This window comes from Mycolicibacter sp. MU0083, assembly GCF_963378075.1.
In the GTDB taxonomy this organism is placed as follows: Bacteria; Actinomycetota; Actinomycetes; order Mycobacteriales; family Mycobacteriaceae; genus Mycobacterium; species Mycobacterium kokjensenii.
Genome location: NZ_OY726394.1, coordinates 553,986 through 570,802, shown reverse-complemented (window position 1 = coordinate 570,802; position 16,817 = coordinate 553,986). Strand labels below are relative to the sequence as shown.

7 protein-coding genes are annotated in these 16,817 nt (G+C 64.7%); 5 read left to right on the top strand and 2 right to left on the bottom strand.

Translation table 11 applies throughout. From position 1 onward, the window contains the following. Positions 1–115: 115 nt before the first annotated feature. Both RCP38_RS02680 and RCP38_RS02675 read left to right on the top strand, forming a co-directional pair. On the top strand, positions 116–5,347 hold the full coding sequence (locus tag RCP38_RS02680) for a RecQ family ATP-dependent DNA helicase (RefSeq protein ID WP_308475438.1): 5,232 nt from the start codon (positions 116–118) through the stop codon (positions 5,345–5,347). Further along, on the top strand, positions 5,344–11,772 hold the full coding sequence (locus RCP38_RS02675; protein WP_308475437.1) for an SNF2-related protein: 6,429 nt from the start codon (positions 5,344–5,346) through the stop codon (positions 11,770–11,772). The genes RCP38_RS02680 and RCP38_RS02675 overlap by 4 nt, the downstream gene beginning before the upstream one ends. Positions 11,773–11,863: 91 nt before the next feature. On the opposite strand, the gene RCP38_RS02670 is transcribed toward RCP38_RS02675, so the two are convergent. Next, on the bottom strand, positions 11,864–12,277 hold the full coding sequence (locus RCP38_RS02670) for a hypothetical protein (protein WP_308475436.1): 414 nt from the start codon (positions 12,275–12,277) through the stop codon (positions 11,864–11,866). Between the two features lie 157 nt (positions 12,278–12,434). Here RCP38_RS02670 and RCP38_RS02665 point away from each other — a divergent pair, with 157 nt between their 5' ends. Next, positions 12,435–12,797 (top strand): DoxX family protein, encoded by a 363-nt coding sequence (locus RCP38_RS02665; protein WP_308475434.1) that lies wholly within the window; start codon positions 12,435–12,437, stop codon positions 12,795–12,797. A gap of 7 nt (positions 12,798–12,804) precedes the next feature. Here the strand turns inward: RCP38_RS02665 and RCP38_RS02660 are convergent, their stop codons facing one another. Then, positions 12,805–14,373 (bottom strand): acyl-CoA carboxylase subunit beta, encoded by a 1,569-nt coding sequence (locus RCP38_RS02660; RefSeq protein ID WP_308475433.1) that lies wholly within the window; start codon positions 14,371–14,373, stop codon positions 12,805–12,807. Positions 14,374–14,598: 225 nt separating this feature from the next. Between RCP38_RS02660 and RCP38_RS02655 the strand changes: the two genes are divergently transcribed. Together RCP38_RS02655 and RCP38_RS02650 are read left to right on the top strand one after the other, a co-directional pair. Continuing rightward, entirely contained in the window at positions 14,599–15,450 is an 852-nt protein-coding gene (locus RCP38_RS02655; RefSeq protein ID WP_308475431.1) for a class I SAM-dependent methyltransferase, read from the top strand. 52 nt (positions 15,451–15,502) lie between these two features. Further along, complete coding sequence (locus tag RCP38_RS02650; RefSeq protein ID WP_308475430.1) at positions 15,503–16,810, top strand: DUF6745 domain-containing protein; 1,308 nt, start codon at positions 15,503–15,505, stop codon at positions 16,808–16,810. Positions 16,811–16,817 lie beyond the last annotated feature (7 nt).

Sequence of the window (16,817 nt, the reverse complement as noted above, 5' to 3'; positions counted from 1 at the left end):
CGCATCGCTCTCATTCGAGCCCGGCGCCGCAACAGTCTCCGGCCTAGGTTGTCCCGTGCACCACAGTTCGCGCTCGGGTCCCAAACCCAGGTCGGGCGCGCCGAGTAGCAACTCCATGTCGACGTCTTCTCGGCCGCTACCGCCGGCCAGCGAGGCCGCGTACCAAATTCTGGTCGAGCACGGTCCACTAGGTGCCGGCCAACTCAGCGAGCGCCTCCGTACACAGGGCTTCAGCCAGTCGATCGAACGGCTGGCCCAGCTACCCGATCGATTCCCACATCGATTTCAGCTCAACAACGACGGCTTGTTGACCGTCCGTACCGCAGAAGTCCCCCACGACGCTCCAGAGCACCACCACCCTTCCCAAGACAGCAGGGACTGGTATCGCCAGACCAGCCTGCCCCGAGCGCCGGCAAACCGGGTAGCGGTGCTCGACATCGAAACGACCGGTCTCGACAGCGCGACGGATTTCATCACCGAAATCGCCCTGGTTGGCCTGAACGGTGATCCGCTGGCCAATCTGATGGTGCAACTCCCCGATCCGGTGAAGCGGCCTACCGAGAGTCTCTCCGTCGAATTCCCACTCCCCGACGCCCTCGAGCTCCTGGCGGCGCACCTCGCCGAGATCGATCTAGTGATCGGCCATAACCTGCTGGCATTCGACCTGCCGTTCCTTCAGGCCACAGCCAAACGCGCCGGCATCGCGATACCGCAGCTGCCGATCTGTGCCGACAGTCTGCATCTCGCCACTCTGGTCGATGTCGCCATGCCGAACCGCACCTTGGCCGACCTCGTCGAAGAATACGGCGTCGCCCACCACGAGGCGCATCGCGCCGCGGCCGATGCAACCGCCACGGCAGCCGTCGTACGCAAGCTCTTGGACGCCGTCGACATGACCGACTCCAGCTGGCAACTGACGGTAGGCGTGCTCGAGAGTTTCGATCATCCCCTGGTTTCGCTGCTACCCGAACTGCCTGCGAAGCCCGACCTGGCATCGTTGACCCGGGCTCCCGACCCGCTGTTGAACCCGGCCGCCTCTGCGTCCGCAGATGCGTGGTCGGCCACGCGGGATGCCTTCACCGCACTACAAACCAGCCGCGGACTGCGGTCACGGCCCGCACAGCAGGAAATGGCCCACGCTGTCGCCGAAGTATTCGATCACGGCGGCCGCGTGGCGGTCGAGGCCCCTACCGGCACCGGCAAGTCCTTGGCCTATCTGCTACCCGCACTGGGCCGTGCCTCGCGGCCCAACCAGCCCGTCGTCGTGGCCACCGCCACCAAGGCACTGCAAGACCAGTTGCGGGGCGAGGCGGCCCGCCTCAAGACCGAAGGTTTGCTCAACGCTCCGTTTCGTCAGCTACAGGGCGTCAACAATTTCGTCTGCACCCGCGAGCTCGAAGACGGCCTCGCCGATCGGGATGCCTCCCCACTCGCGCTGGCCGCAGCGATTCGGGCGGTCGCCGCCTCGCCGACCGGAACCTGGGACGACGTAACCGATTTCGCGCTCCGACAGCGCGATACCCGCTACGCTCGCACCCGCGCACAACTGCGCACCAACTCCGCCGGCTGCGAACGTACCCACTGTCGTTGGGCGCACGTGTGTCCGCTGACCCAGCAATTGAAAGACATCGACAAATCGCCCGGGGTGGTGTCGGTGAACCATGCGCTGATCGCCAGCTGGGTCAAGACCGCGCAGGCGCCCGGCAATGTGCTCAGCGACGGGCGCGCAGACCTGGTTTTCGACGAGGCACACGCGTTGGAGGACTCCCTAACCTCAGCGTGGACTGAGCGAGTCGATGCGCTGGAACTGGAAATCCTGGCCAACAGCCTGGCACCGCGCGCAAGGTTGATGCGAGACATCCGGTCCCGAGTGGGTGACGACGCTGCTTTTTCGGCGACTCACGAAGCCCTCGAGAACAGTCGCGCACAGCTGCGCGCCACGGGTGCTGAATTCACCGAGGCGGTCGCGCTCTATCTCCACGAATATTCCGGCCGTTCGAATTCAGTCGTCCTCAGCACAGGCGTCGTCACCAGTCGTCCTGAATTCAGATCGCTGCGTCAAGCTGCGACCGCGGTCCGCTACGGCCTGATTCAGGTGTCCAAGGCGGTGCATCAGCTACGTCAGCTGCTGGACGGGACCGGCGGCGCGGGGCCTACCGGCCGCCGCCTTCGTGGTCTGTTAGATCGCCTCGATGGCGCCGTCGATCTGCTCGACACCTTGCGGGAACTGCCCGACGGACACGTGTGGGTGTACGAACTCACCTGCGAAGAAGACGATCCCGCAGCGTGGACCTATGCCCGCATCCCGATCCACGTCTTCCCGGAATTCCAGCAATCGATAGTCGACAAGACGCATTCGACCGTCTTGTCATCGGCGACGCTCACCGTCGAGCACCGCTTCGACTATTTGGCTTCCCGCCTGGGAATCCGTATCGACCCCGATCCAAACGACGGTTGTTTCCGAGCATTGAGTTTGTCTTCACCGTTCGACTACGCAAAACAATCGCGGGTGATCCTGACCAGTCACCTGCCCATCCCGATCCCGGTGAACGAGCGCGAGTTCTGCGAGGAAATGGCTGCCGACCAGACCGGATTCCTGTCCTTGTCCGGCGGCAAGGCATTGACCTTGTTCGCCGCTCGTAGCCGAATGGAGACCGTCGCCGCAGGTGTCCGGACCCGCGCAACGGAATTAGCCCAGCGTGGCGTTGAGCTGTTGGTGCAGAACGAGCAGAGTCGCTCGCAGATCCAGCACCGGTTCAGAAGCGATCCGGGCACGGTGCTCTACGGGCTGCGTTCGTATTGGGAGGGTTTCGACGCTCCCGGCGAGACGCTGTCGTATCTGTTCATCGAGAAACCACCCTATCCGCATCCGGACGATCCACTGATCGCAGCACGACAGCGGGCTATCGCTGAGCGCGGCGGTGACCCGTTCCTGGATTACGTGCTGCCTATGACGGCCATGCAGTTCACTCAAGGGTTCGGCCGACTCATACGCTCCGAGGAAGACCGGGGCGCTGCGTTGGTCTGTGACCGCCGCCTGCACTCCCCGACGCAGGCTCAGCGAGTGATTCTCGGATCTCTGCCGGGGCCAGACGTGTACGAAGCGGTCGATCGCGACGATGCCTGGACCAGCGCCATCGAATTCGTCACCGGATCAGCACCCGATCTATCCGATGCAATCAGCTTCGGCCGGGACGACGTCAGTGAGCTGTTGGAGAGCCTTCGCCTGGTGCCGGGAGAAGATCCCACCTCCAAGCTCATTGAGGCGGCCGAAAAGCTTTTCGGGATAACCGAACTACACCCCAAACAACTGGAGGTAATGCGGGCATTCATCGAGGGAAGAGATTTCCTGGCGGTGCTGCCCACCGGTTTCGGCAAATCCGTCTGCTTCCAGTTACCGGCGCTGCTCGCTCCCGAAGACCGAGCCACGGTCGTGGTCTCACCGCTGATCGCCCTGATCAAAGATCAGGTAAACGATCTGCGCGGACGCCGCGGTATCCGACCGGTGCAGGGCATCACCGGTACCACCTCGCGCGTGGTGCAGACCGAGATTTTGCGCGACACCGCCGACGGCAAAGTGCGGCTGCTGTACGTCTCACCGGAACGACTGGCCCGCGATCCGGTGCTACGCGGCGCGCTCGGGCGTCAGGAACTCAATCGCGTGGTGGTCGACGAGGCACACTGTGTCTCGGTGTGGGGCCACGATTTCCGGCCGGAGTTCAGGCAGGTTCCGGCATCGGTGGCAACATTCAACACCCGCCCACCACGAGCCGGCTTGACCGCCACGGCCACCCGGGAAGTGGAAGCCGACATCACCGGATCGTTGGAGATGCACGAGCCCGTGATGGTCCGCGAGCCCAGTGACCGGCCGAATCTTCGGTTCCGCGTCCAGGAATGCGGCAGCGAACGTGCGCGCGCCCGCGAGCTATTACGGTTCGTCACGTGGGCAAAGGATCGCCCCGGGATCGTGTATGTGACACGGCGATCTACAGCCGAGGAGATCGCCGCCCTTTTGCGCCGTGCCGGTTACTCCGCCCGCGCCTACCACGCCGGGATGGTGCCCGAGCAGCGTGACGCCGTCCAAGAGGACTTCGACTCCGACACCACCCGAATCATCGTCGCCACCAAGGCCTTCGGAATGGGCATCAACAAGCCCAACATCGCCTGGGTGGTGCACTACGATCTGCCGGACTCTCTCGATGGCTACGCGCAAGAAGCCGGCCGGGCAGCGCGCCAGCGCGATCTGACCGGCGAGTGCTTGCTGCTGTACACCCAACGAGATCTGCTGCGGCGCCGCCGCCTGATCGACACGCACGATCCCAAGACCGACGCCACCATCACCCAGCAGCTGTTGACCGCGCTGTGGTCATGCCCGGAACGTGGGGACAGCCGGGTGTTCGACGTCGAGGAGATAGCCGACACGCTGGCCATCGAAGACGACGAGCTCAACGTCCACCTCGCGCAGCTCGAAAGAGTAGGCGCCCTCACACAAGGCCTCGACTGCTCGGCACGCGGCACCGTCGACGTCGGTTCCCGGGAGCCCGAGGACGAAGAGGGCAAGCGCTTGTTTCGTGAGCTGTTCTACAAACACAACCGCGCACGGCCCAATGTCCGCATCATGCTGGATTTCCAACAGCTCAGCGACGAACACGACTATGACCCGGACGCCCTGGAGCAGCGGCTCATAGAGTGGTCCCTGGATCGGATGATCACATTCTCCAGTTCGCGTCGGCTGCGGCGCGTTCGGCTGACCAAGCGTGATGCGCCGGCCGATGCGCTGGCCCGAGAATCCGCGCACTGGAAAGCATGGCAGCAGCGCCGCCTCGGCGCCATGATCGACTACGCCACCAATACCTCGGAATGCCGCCGCGTCTTGGTCGCCCGGCATTTCGGCGACGAAGTATCCGACTGTTCCAGCCGCGACATCGAACGCTGCGATGTCTGCGATCCGCAGAACCCACCGTGGGCTTCGCTCCCCGATCATCTGGTGGCCGACCCGGAGCTGCTGATCAATGCTGAGCTCACCGTGCTGCAAGCAGTCGCGTGGGCATCCAGATTCCGGGGCGGCGCCTACGGGGAAATCAGCTTGCGTGCCGCGGTATTGGGCAACGACTCTCTTGGCCCGGGGCGGCCACTGGGCCAAGGCGTCCTGAATTGCCCGCAATTCGGCGCGCTGCGCCACGTCCGCAGCGGCGAGAAGCGCTGGGACGACGCCGTCACCCAACTCATCGACAAGAAGCTGATCGAGCGGCGCAACGTCCAACGGGACGTCTCGCAGACCTCCTACCAAACCCTCGCCTTGACCCCTCTCGGCGAGCAAACCATTGGAGTTTCTGGAACAGGATGATCGAGAAACGAATCACCGAACAGCTGCTCGAAGCCGGTGAATTGATACTCACCCCACGGGAACGCGAAGCGCTAAAGCTGCCTGAACACAGCACGACGGTCGAGATCGAGCTTGACGGCGAGACGTTCGGCGCGCAGTGGAACGGACGCAGCCGCAAGCTCAGCGGCGACACCCTGAGCGAGCGACTCTGCGACTACGGGCAAGTCAACGGGCTACTGCGGTTCGCCAAGGACGGCAACGGCTACCGCCTGTCGATACTGCCGCCGGGGTCGACGATCACCATCGACAACAGCAAAACACCCCAAGAATCACCAAGCCGCCCCGCCGACAAGCCGAAATTCAAGCGCCGCCCCACTGTCGATCGTCAGTTCCAATCCGACGACAAATACGACTGGGGCACCGGAAAAACCCGCACCGTCGGGTTCCTGGCCGAATCACGTAACCTGCTTGCCGACCAACTCAAGGCAGCCGGCTTCGACCCACTGGAAATGGTCGAGCTGCGGCTCCAGGGCGAGGAACTGGCGACACTCGACGACTTCGAAGAGTTGCTGTCCGTCGACGTCTCCAACGTCGATCGCATGCCGCATCAGGCCGCCGCAGCCCGTCACGCCCTATCGCGGCTACGAGGCAGGGCGATCCTGGCAGACGAGGTCGGCCTCGGCAAGACCATCGAAACCGGTCTTGCGATGAAAGAACTGACACTGCGCGGCTTGGCCAAGCGGGTGTTGGTGCTCTGCCCCGCACCACTGCGTGATCAGTGGCGCGAGGAGATGGATCAAAAGTTCGATCTCCGCTTCGATGTGGCCTACGGCAAGGCTGATATCGGCAATCAGGAAAAGCTGATCATGAGCCTGCCGCTAGCGCTAAAGAATATGGAGAAGCTGACGGCGGAACCTTGGGACATCATCGTTCTCGACGAGGCCCACCGAGCGGCCGGTGCAGGTGCCCGAAAAACCCGCGAATTGGTAACCCGATTGACCACCGCCTGTCGGTATGCGTTCTTTTTGACTGCGACTCCGGTGCAGAACGATCTGGTGGAGTTGTATCGCCTGGTCGAGCTGTTGCGTCCCGGTACCTTCAAATCGGAGAGTGCCTTTCGCGCCGAATACATGGCCAGCTACGACTCACGCACCCCGAGGGACCCTGCCGGACTTCGCCGCCTGATCAGCAGCGCGATGATCCGGACAACCCGCGCTCAGGCCGGAGTCGACCGGGTTGTGCGCCGCGCCGTGGACGTACCGATCGACCTCGGGCCTCGGGAGCGCGAACTCTACGCGCTCAGCACCGATCTGCTTCGCAACATCATGCGCAGCCCCGGCGACGCGATGCGCCGCCGGAGTCTCGCACTCCGGTTGACCGCCAGCCCGTTCTCGATGGGAACCACTGCACTACGGATGGCCGCACGCCACAACGACGAGCACGTACGCAAGGTGCTCAACGAGGTCGGCCATCTTGCCATGGATATCACCAGCTCCGCCCGCGAAGACCGGGCTCTGCAGATCACCCGCGATTGGGTGCGCGAACACGGGCGAGTACTGATCTTCACCCAGCACACCGATACCGTCACCGGCTTGCTTCGCCGAATCGAATCCGAAGGTCTGACCGCACGCGCTTTCCACGGTTCGATGTCGGCCGGTGAACGCGCCGCCACCATCTCCTCGTTCCGATCCGGCGAAGCCCCGATCATGATCTCGACGGACGCCGGCGCCGAAGGCCAAAACCTGCAGTTCTGCAATTGCGTCCTCAACTACGACCTTCCGTGGAATCCGATGCGAATCGAACAGCGCATTGGCCGTGTGGACCGGCTGACCCAGCCGCGGGACGAGGTGTTCGTCGCGAATCTGTATGCCCGCGACACCATCGATGCAAATGTCTACTTCCTGCTGGCCGAGAAGCTGCGGATGTTCGAGCTGCTGTTCGGCCAGGTCACCACGATCCTGGGCGAGATCGACGACTCCAAGTCGGCAACATTCGAATCCCGCGTCCTTGGAGCACTTTTCGCTGAGAACGATTCGAAGATGGAACAGCTCCTCGGCGAACTCGGAACCGAGCTCGCCGGTGCTCGCGAACGGGCCTCCACGTTGATCGCGGCTGATAGCGGACTATCGAGCTGGATGGCGTCGGCATTCGAACATCGCGAAGGGCTTACCAAGGCAGGCAGCAGCGAGCTGGCTCCGGAAATCAGTGAGCGCGCCCGGATCAGGCAGCGCAGCGTGCAATCCTGGGTACGCCGCGTGTTGAAGGCTCTCAACGCGGAAATTCTGCACGACACCGGCGAAGGTGACGGCGCGTTTCTGACCGCGAAGCTAGACGACGAAGTCGGCGAAGAGCTCGGTGGCCGCACGCTGCTGCATCTGGCGTTTGACAGACATGGTCTGGACAATCATCCCGCCGCGGAATTGTGTGCAGTGGGCTCCCCGGTCTTCGACGAGCTGCTCGGGCTACTGCGGATGCGTGGCGACATGCATGCGACAGTGCCGGTGATCCCCGAGGACCCCGGCCCCAGCCCACTTCGGCATGCACCCAGTACCTCGCTGGTTCGCCGTCGGTTTATCCCCTCGGGAACCTGGAGTGGTCACGCGACGTTTCGCGCTACGGTCGGCGAGGCCGAGACGACCGAGCACATCATCACCAGTGACATCGCCGGCGGCGGCGAGAATCGGATGCCGCGACGGCCGCTGGACGACGGCGAACCTCTCCCCTCAGCGTTCGGCATGCCCAAAAAGGTGATTACGGAGTTCGAGCAAGAAGCCGCCCGGCAACTTGAAGTCCTTCGCCGTGAACGAACCGAAAAAATAGCGCAGGAACAGGCGAGGGAACGCGAGCGCATCCGCGGCGGCTACCAGGCACAGATCGCCGAGGCCTATGTCAAAGAAGACCGTGAGCGACTGCAACGGGCGTTGCGTTCTGAGGAGCAGCGACTCCAGCGTCAACCGGATGTGCGGGCTCGCGCGAAGCTGCTGGCGTTCACTCTGGATGAAGACGACTGGCTGGTCGAAGAGATCTGGCGTGGCCCAGGAGATTCCGAGGTGCAGCTGACCTACGCCTGGGACCCTGCAGATGTTCCTGACGTGATCAGTGATGCGACGGATCGGCCGATCAAGATTCTGGCCCTGTGCTCCCAGTCCCACACCGTTGATCAATCGGAAGTCAGCGAGTGTGGTTCATGCGCCAATCATCTTTGCAGCGGCTGCGGCAACGATGCGCAGTTCACCGAATGCCCGATTTGTGCGGTGTCGATCTGCGGTGCCTGTCGATCCGCTTTCGGTGGGCTCTGCCAAAGCTGCGCGACCCCGCAGCGAGCACCGGAACTCGATGAGGATTTTGCAGTCGGCTGGCGACTGAGCGATCAGCTGACGCTGTTGGTCGGCGAACGGACTGCGCGACTCGTGCGGCCGCAGAATGCAGGCTCCAAGCTGATCGTTCGCGATGAAGATCTAACCGATGCACACCGCGTGAAGATGCGGGCATACGCGGTGAGTAATGGTTTACCCGCCGATAGCGGCGTGGAGTTGCTCGACTACGCCGTTCCACGCCAAAGTGTCAGCGATCCAAACCGTCTCGCGGTGAAGTCCAGTTCTGAGATCGACGTGGAGATCTCGATCAGCGAGAACCCCTCATCGGCCATCAATGCGACCGCAGTCCGTGATCTCCCCTCCGCGAAAGACCCTCGGGTGTCCGGAGAGACTGCTGCCGGCCTCGAAACCTTGCTCGCACAGCTACGGCACAGGGTTCCTCCCGCAGCCCCGCCAAGCGTCGTAGTCACACGACGCAACCGCTATGTCGACGTCTACCTCGAAGTCGATCGTCTCGTCGAGGAAGTCGCACTTTCAGGTGAAAGTGGCGCGACAACAGTGATTGGGCAGCACGAGACTCCACTGAATTGGCGCACACCAACTGTTACCGAAGCCACCGTCGCCGAAGCCCAGCTCGGAGGCGTACGTGTGATCCTGGAGCGCAGAAACGACGCGGTCCTTGTCAAAGCTGGGAACAAAGAATGGCTTGCCCTCCTCGACGGCCAATCCCCCGGAGAGCAACTGAGGTGGTTCGAGCACTTACAGTCACGTGGAACCCCCGGGGGACGCGTCGGCAAGCCCGCTCACGAAGCAGCGTCTATCATCCAGCCCTTCCCATCACCGGCTGAGTGTCGACTTCTAGAACGCAGCATCGAACCGGCGGTTGAACTTCGCGATGTCGCTGCCCTCACCGATCTTGTGTCGGCGACCGGCCCCGCACCACTACGGGCGGGTGCCGACACGAAGCCGGTAAAGCCTGCTAGCAGACTGCCGCGTGCGCTGAATAGCGCACTCTTACAGCGATCGGCACGATCCTTCACAACCGTTGTCCACAGCGGCTTTGAAGTGGTTGAAAGGTGGCGCGGGCATGGCGATGCGATACACCGATACCGGACATTCGACGGCCATCCTGTAGCACCGACTCTTGCTGATGTGGGTATTGCAGCTACGGACTTCGGAGTCTGCTGCGACGGTCATTTCTATCAACCCGGCACCGCTGCACTCTGTAATTCCTGTAACAGCTGGGCATGCCGCTCCTGTGATGAAACCGCGCACCAAGCGTCGATAGCCTGCCCTCGCTGCACTGCGTTGGTATGCCGACGCTGCCTAACCGACACCCATGCCCTGCCCCTTGTCCCCTGCGCCATCTGTGGTGATGTTGCCTGCTCCGAGTGCGGTTGCGATCCACACGTCGACGCTTGTCGCGTCTGCGATCGCGCCATGTGCGTATCGTGCCGCGTCGGCGATCTGTGTCCGGCATGCAATCAGCTGGCGCCGGCGACCGAAGGCCAGTTGCGCACGCTGCCCGCCGAACTCGCCGCTGCGGGAGCCACCGTTCTCGTTGGGAACGACCCGGACGCTACCACTGTGCTCATCAACCGCGGCGGCACCGTGGAACAGGCCGTAGTGAGGTCGGGCGTGGTCCATCGCTGGATATTGTTCGGCCACTCCAAAATTGATGACGTTTACCGACTTGAGCTGGTAGCTGCCCGCGTATATGGCGTACAGCTCAGCACGACGATTGAGGCGGTAGACAGGGAGGCACCCCTCGTGGTTCCGCACCGTGTCGTTCGATCCGAGCGAGCCTTCTGCGCCTCTTGGTCGATCGATGGGCTCAATGTATCGGGAGAGAGCACAGCCTCGTTTCCCGACACCGATGGCGACCTAGTTCGCCTGATTGCCCGCGAATTCCCTGCCGCCGGGGCCCTGCCGACGCCGTGCGAGGCAACACCGGTTCAGGTTCGTCAGGTGATCGAGTCTGCATCAATTCCGCCAACCTCCACACTGCGCTTGCGGTGGCATCGCATCGGATACGACGTACTCATTACCGATTCCGGGCTGCTCGCGCGAGCGATATCGGGAGCATCCGCACGCGAGAACGTGGTTTCGTGGTCGGTGCCAGAAGCGCCTCCTGCCTGGGTTAATGACTTCTGGAATCCAGCTCCGGCCATTCGTGGTTTCGCTGCAAACGATGGCGTTGAAGTTGCCGTCGTTGGTATGGCCTCACTTCTGGCCATCGGGATCCGCGTATCCGGCGTGACGAACTGGTACTCGATTTCAACATCCCATAATGCCGCTGCGGCCACGCTACTCGCGCGCTGGATGCACCTCGGTGATGCCGATGAAGTTGGCATTTTCACCGACCCCCGGCAGATCATCCGGTCGTCGGTTTCAAATGCGAAGAACGTCTCCTCGCAAATCCGGGCTGTCGGCGTTACGAAATCGATCCCCAGTCAAGATTTTCCGCGAACCAACGCGAAGAACGCTTTGCAGGTCTGGATGCCGGGCGAATCAGTTATCGTTCCGCAGTATGGCGTGCTGCCGGAACATTTCAGAGCCGCACTACAGCGACATTTCGGCATCGGCTCTCGGATCGTTCTGGAAATCGGCGCTCATGTCCACGAGTCGGTGACTACCGAGGACGGCGAAGTCTGGCAACACGACATCGACCTAGCGGCGGGTGCAACCGATGCACGCCTACTTGACAGGACGACGAGCCTGCCGCGAACCGCGGGAATGATCGACCGAGAAGGACACTTCGGCGACGACACCGTCTGCTGCGGATACTGCGGCGGACGCGTCTGTACGGTCTGCACGGACGGCATTGTGCGGTGCGACTGCTGCACGATCGCCGCCTGTCGACGCTGCGTTCAACCATTGCAGGCTCTGACGTGGCTTTGCTCAGCGTGCACCGGGATGCGTCGCCCGAGTCGCAGCGAGGCGCGTCAGCACGGGCGCCGGTTGCTGACCCGAAACATGTTGATCGGAGACGACGTCCACCATGAGGTCGTCGTCGAACGCACGAAGCAAGGTTGGATCCGCCAAACGGTCGACGGTGACCGAGCCCCAATCACCAGTCACGTAGTTGTCGAGTTCCTCGACGGCCGGCTATCGGCGAAGGGGGGCTAGCGAGGAGCGGCCATTGACGAATTCCACCGCAGGCACACAACCACCGGTCCCGGCGCGTTGACCGACCGCTCAGGTAGCCCGCGGTCGTGGCTTAGGTCAGCACCGACGGCTTGCCCCCCTGAATCCCCCGCAGCATCTGCCTGGTCGCCACCACGTGCAGCCGCGTCCCGATCACCAGGGCGCGATACATCCGGCCGTGTAGCCCGGGGAAGGCGGCATACGAACGGGCACGCACACAGGTACCGCCGCCCGCCGCGTCACTGAGTTCGAATTCCAGCCGATACCGCGAAAACCGGTGCCGCCCGGCCAGACTGATCCGCTGCTGTTCCACACGCTCCGCCACGTCAAAGCCGGCCCGCGGCTGCGGGCCGAGCAGCGCGACCAGGGGATTGCGTTCGGCGCCGCGTAGTAGGGATTCGACATACCGCTGCAGGCTGTCCCAGGCGGTCGCGCGCGGCGCATCGATGCGTACCGTGTGCTCGTCGATGTAGGGCAGTTCGCTCATCTCCGCCTCCTCCGTCAGAAACGACCTGTCAGCATTCGCCGTCGCTCCTGTCCGCTAGACGATCCCGCGCCACCGGATGTGACATCACCCGGCCGTCACACCTCGCCGCCGTCGCCCGTCCTTCCTAGAGACACCCGAAACAGGAAGGACTCAAACCATGAACACCGCACTGTGGACTGCCCAGGTCGTGCTGGCCGCGATCTTCGCGGCGTCCGGGACCGCCAAACTCACCATGTCCCGCGAGCGACTGCTGGCCACCGGCCAGACCGGGATCGCGATGTTCCCGATGCCGGTGGTGCGCTTCACCGCGGCGATGGAACTCCTGGCGGCCCTCGGCCTGATCGCTCCCGGACTCACCGGGATCGGGCCGGTGTTGACCCCGCTGGCTGCCGCCGGCTTGTGTGTGGTGATGGTCGGTGCCGCCTGGGCGCACTCGAAGCTGCACGAGCCGGCCAGCGTCGCGGTGAACGCCGTACTGTTCGCGACTGCGGCCTTCGTCGCACTGGGCGCGCTGGTGTGACCGCCCCTCAGAACGTATCCACGAACCGCGGCCGCGGCTCGCCTTGCCCGTACCCGGTCGAGGCCGCCAGCGTCGCCGCGATCACTCCGCGGGTCTCGGCGGGGTCGATGACGTCGTCGATTTCGAAAATCGCTGCGGCATTGAGGGCTTTGGCGTGTTCTTCGGCCGCGGCGGTGGCTTCGCGCACCCGCGCCTCGCGTTCGTCGTCGTCAGCGATGGCTTCCAGTTCTTTGCGCAGCCCCAGCCGCACCGCGCCCTCGAGGCCCATCGGCCCCAGGTGTGCCCCCGGCCACGCCACGGTCAATACCGGCTGGTGCAGACTGCCGCCGAGCATGGCTTGCGCACCCAGCCCGTAGCCGCGACGCAAGATCACCCCGATCAGCGGCACCCGCAGCGCCGCCCCGGCCACCAGCAGCCGAGATGCCCGTCGCACCAACGCTTCTGCTTCGGCCGCCGGGCCCACCATGTAGCCGGGACAGTCCACCAGCGACACGATAGGCAGCCCGAAGGCGTCACACAACTGCAGGAATCGGGCGGCCTTGTCGGAGGCACCGGCGGTGATCGCCCCGGCCATCACCATGGTGTTGTTGCCGATGATGCCGACCGGCCGGCCGTCGATGCGGGCCAGCGCGGTGACCATCTCGGGTGCGAACTTCTCCCGCAAGAACGTCACCGAGCCGGTGTCGGCCAGGGTTTCGATGATCGGTTTGAGTGGATAGGCCCGGCGGGCCCGCTCGGGAATCATGGTGCGCAACGCGTTCTGGTCGGCGGCTTCCCCTGGCGCGGTCGCGCCCTGGAAGTAGCCGAGGACTTGTTTGGTCACCGCGACGGCTTCGGCTTCATCGGCCACCACCACGTCGACGACGCCGTTGGGCGCCTGCACCGAGATCGGGCCGACGTCGTCGGGGGCGATATGGCCCAAGCCGCCGCCGGCGATCATCGCCGGGCCCGCCATGCCGATCGAGGTGTCTTCGGTGGCGATGATCAGATCCGAGACCCCGGCGATGACGGCGTTGCCGGCAAAGCAGCGGCCCTTGACCACCGCGATGCGCGGCACCAGCCCGGACAGCTTGGCCCACAACGCGAATGCCGGCACATCCAGGCTGGACACGGTCGGATAGTCGGTGTCACCGGGGCGCCCGCCGCCGCCTTCGGCGAAGAACACCGTCGGCAACCGCAGTCGTTCGATGAGCTCGAACAGCCGATCCTTCTTGAAGTGGCCGATGGCGCCCTGGGTACCGGCCAGCACGGTGTAGTCGTAGGACAGCACCGCGCACGCGCTGCGTTCGGGCCCGAACAGGGCGCCGTTGATGGTGGCGGTGCCGCCCAGCAGTCCGTCGCCGGGGGTGTTGGCGATCAGGTCGTCTTTGTCGCGCCGGGCGCGTTGGGCGGCGATGGCGAAGCGCCCGTATTCGACGAACGTGCCGGGGTCGATCAGGTCGGCGAGGTTCTCCCGGGCGGTGCGGCCGCCGGCGTCGTGGCGGCGTTGCACGGCGTGCGGTCGGGCCGAGTCCTCGGTGAGGGCGCGGCGGCGCAGTAGTTCGAGCAGGTCGTCGCGCAGCGGGGTGTCGGGCATCAGGCGGGTTCCTTACGCAGCGGGGGTCAACGTGCACACCATCATGGGCCGCGGGGGCTCCACAAGCCTGCGGCCGGGTGGTGTGCGGCGTTTCCGGACCATAGGGGTTGTTGCCCGCCTCTGAGCGACAACCCCCGCCCGCGGGGCGACATAACGCCGACTGTCGCTGCAAGGCGGGCAACTCCCCTATCCCTCCACCCGGCGCCGGCCCCTACCCTGAACCGCATGGCGAACGAGGAACAGCAGCAGGCCTGGGCCACCCAGGGTGTCGACTGGGTCACCCATGCGGCCGTCTTCGACGCGGTGCTGGCACCGTTCGCCGACGCGGTGATCGCCCACGCCGACATCACCCCTGGCGCGCGGGTGCTCGACATCGGCTGCGGCTCGGGCACCTTGCTGCAGCGCACCACGGACCTGGGCGCCGACGCGTTCGGGGTGGACATCTCCGAGCCGATGGTGGCCGCCGCCCGCCGCCGGGTCCCGCAGGCCACCGTGGCGCTCGGTGACGCCCAGACCATGGATCTGCGCGACGGCGACGACGGTGCCGCGTTCGACCGGGCGATCTCCCGGTTCGGGGTGATGTTCTTCGAGGATCCGGTCGCGGCCTTCGTCAACATTCGCGGCGCGGCGGCACCCGGAGCCCGGTTGGCGTTCGTGTGCTGGCGCGACGGCGACAACCCGATGTTCACCGCCGGCGTCGACGTGCTGGCCGCCAAGCTGGAGTCCCCGCCCGCCGCGCCGGATCCCGGCGCACCCGGACCGCTGGCGTTCGGCGATGCCGACCGGGTCCGCGCCATCCTGGCGGAGTCCGGCTGGAGCGACGTCGTCATCGACGCGTTCGACGGGATCTGCAACTTCGGCGTCGACGGTAGCGACGGCGTCGAGGAACGCTTGATGCTGCTGCTGTCCAACCGCACCGGACAGCAGGCTCGCGCCGAACTTACCGAACGCCTGGGCGCCGACGGTTGGGCCGCGGCCGTCGAGGAAGTGCGCGACGAGCTGCGCCGCCAGCGCGTCGACGGGGTGGTGCAGTTCCCGGGCCGGACCTGGGTGGTCACGGCGATCAATCCGGGCTGATCCTGTCAGTCCCCACCCCTACCCTCGCGGCCAGGACCTGGAAGGAGTGGCCGTGTTGGGGAGGCTGTGGGATGCGATCTTCGGTGAACCGGAGCCCATCCCTGACAGACCGCCGCTGCTGAAGCTGACCATCGAACAAGGCGCACGGTTGACGCCGTTCACCGAGCAGTGGATCGAGACCGCCAGATCCACCATGCCGCTCACCGACGACGAGTGGCGCACCTGGGAAGCTGGGATGCAGGCCGGTTATGCCGCCGCCGGTCGGCGCTGGCCCGGAGTGGTGGTGCGGGTCGGGTCGCCGGTGGTGGGTGCACTGGCCGCATCAGTCGCAGTGCAGGTGCTCGGGCAGCTTCGCCGCGACGGGGTCGTCTATGCCGCAGCGATCGACGCCCGGATCCGCGAGCTGACCGAGCACGGGGTTGATGCCGAACTCCGCCCGGCGGTCACTGCTGCGGCTACCGAGGCGGTGCGTGGCGCCCTGGCGCAATCCGCCGCGACTTCCTCGCCGCCTACCGATTGTCCGGACTGGGTGCAGTTCCCCCGGTCCGACCTGGTGGCTGCGATGTGCGACGTAGGCGCCAGATCGATCTATCACAAGGCTTTCAAGCGGGTCTGGCTTCCGGTCCAATATGCGGTCGACTTCCCGATCTTTAATCCGCTCACGACCGCTATCGGTGACGCGGTCCCGGACGGGTGGAGCTACGAGCAGTCCTATCGCATGCACTGCGAATCGGCTTTCGCCGCGTTCGTCCGGGATGAGGCGAAAGTTCCGCTCGACGAAGCGCTCTTGCGATACAGCGAAGCCCGCCAGAACATGCTCCTGACGCCGCTGTGGTGGACGGCGCACTATTTCGTGATGGTTTGTGATCGACCCACCGAACTGCATCTGGACGAATACGACGGGGCTGGTCGGTTGCACAACGCTTCTGGCCCGGCGGTCCGCTGGGCCGACGGTCGTGGACTGTACTTCTGGCATGGCACCCCAGTGCCGGCCGAGTTGATCGGCGCCGACTGGGATGTCGCCCGGATCCTGGCCGAACCCAATCTGGAGCTTCGTCGCAGCGCGATCGAACGCCTGGGCTGGGATCGTTTCGTCGCCGATGCGGGTTTTCGGCTGGTGCATGAGGCACCCGATCCGGCGAACGCCGGGCAACGGCTGCGGTTGTACGACGTGCCGCGGGATGCGGTGGGTACCCGATTGCGGGTGCTGGTGTGCAGCAACGCGACCCGGGAACGCGACGGCACCCGCCGCAGCTTCGGAATCCTGGTTCCGACCGACTGCCGCACCGCGCTGGCCGCCGCGGCATGGACCTTCGATGTGCCGGTTGCCGCCTATGCCGGCCTGGCCCGCGCAACCTGACCGCCCT

Excerpts from the sequence above, each read along its gene's own strand:
- RCP38_RS02680 (WP_308475438.1), top strand. The coding sequence starts at position 116 with ATGTCGACGTCTTCTCGGCCGCTACCGCCGGCCAGCGAGGCCGCGTAC.
- RCP38_RS02675 (WP_308475437.1), top strand. The coding sequence starts at position 5,344 with ATGATCGAGAAACGAATCACCGAACAGCTGCTCGAAGCCGGTGAATTG.
- RCP38_RS02670 (WP_308475436.1), bottom strand. The coding sequence starts at position 12,277 with ATGAGCGAACTGCCCTACATCGACGAGCACACGGTACGCATCGATGCG.
- RCP38_RS02665 (WP_308475434.1), top strand. The coding sequence starts at position 12,435 with ATGAACACCGCACTGTGGACTGCCCAGGTCGTGCTGGCCGCGATCTTC.
- RCP38_RS02660 (WP_308475433.1), bottom strand. The coding sequence starts at position 14,373 with ATGCCCGACACCCCGCTGCGCGACGACCTGCTCGAACTACTGCGCCGC.
- RCP38_RS02655 (WP_308475431.1), top strand. The coding sequence starts at position 14,599 with ATGGCGAACGAGGAACAGCAGCAGGCCTGGGCCACCCAGGGTGTCGAC.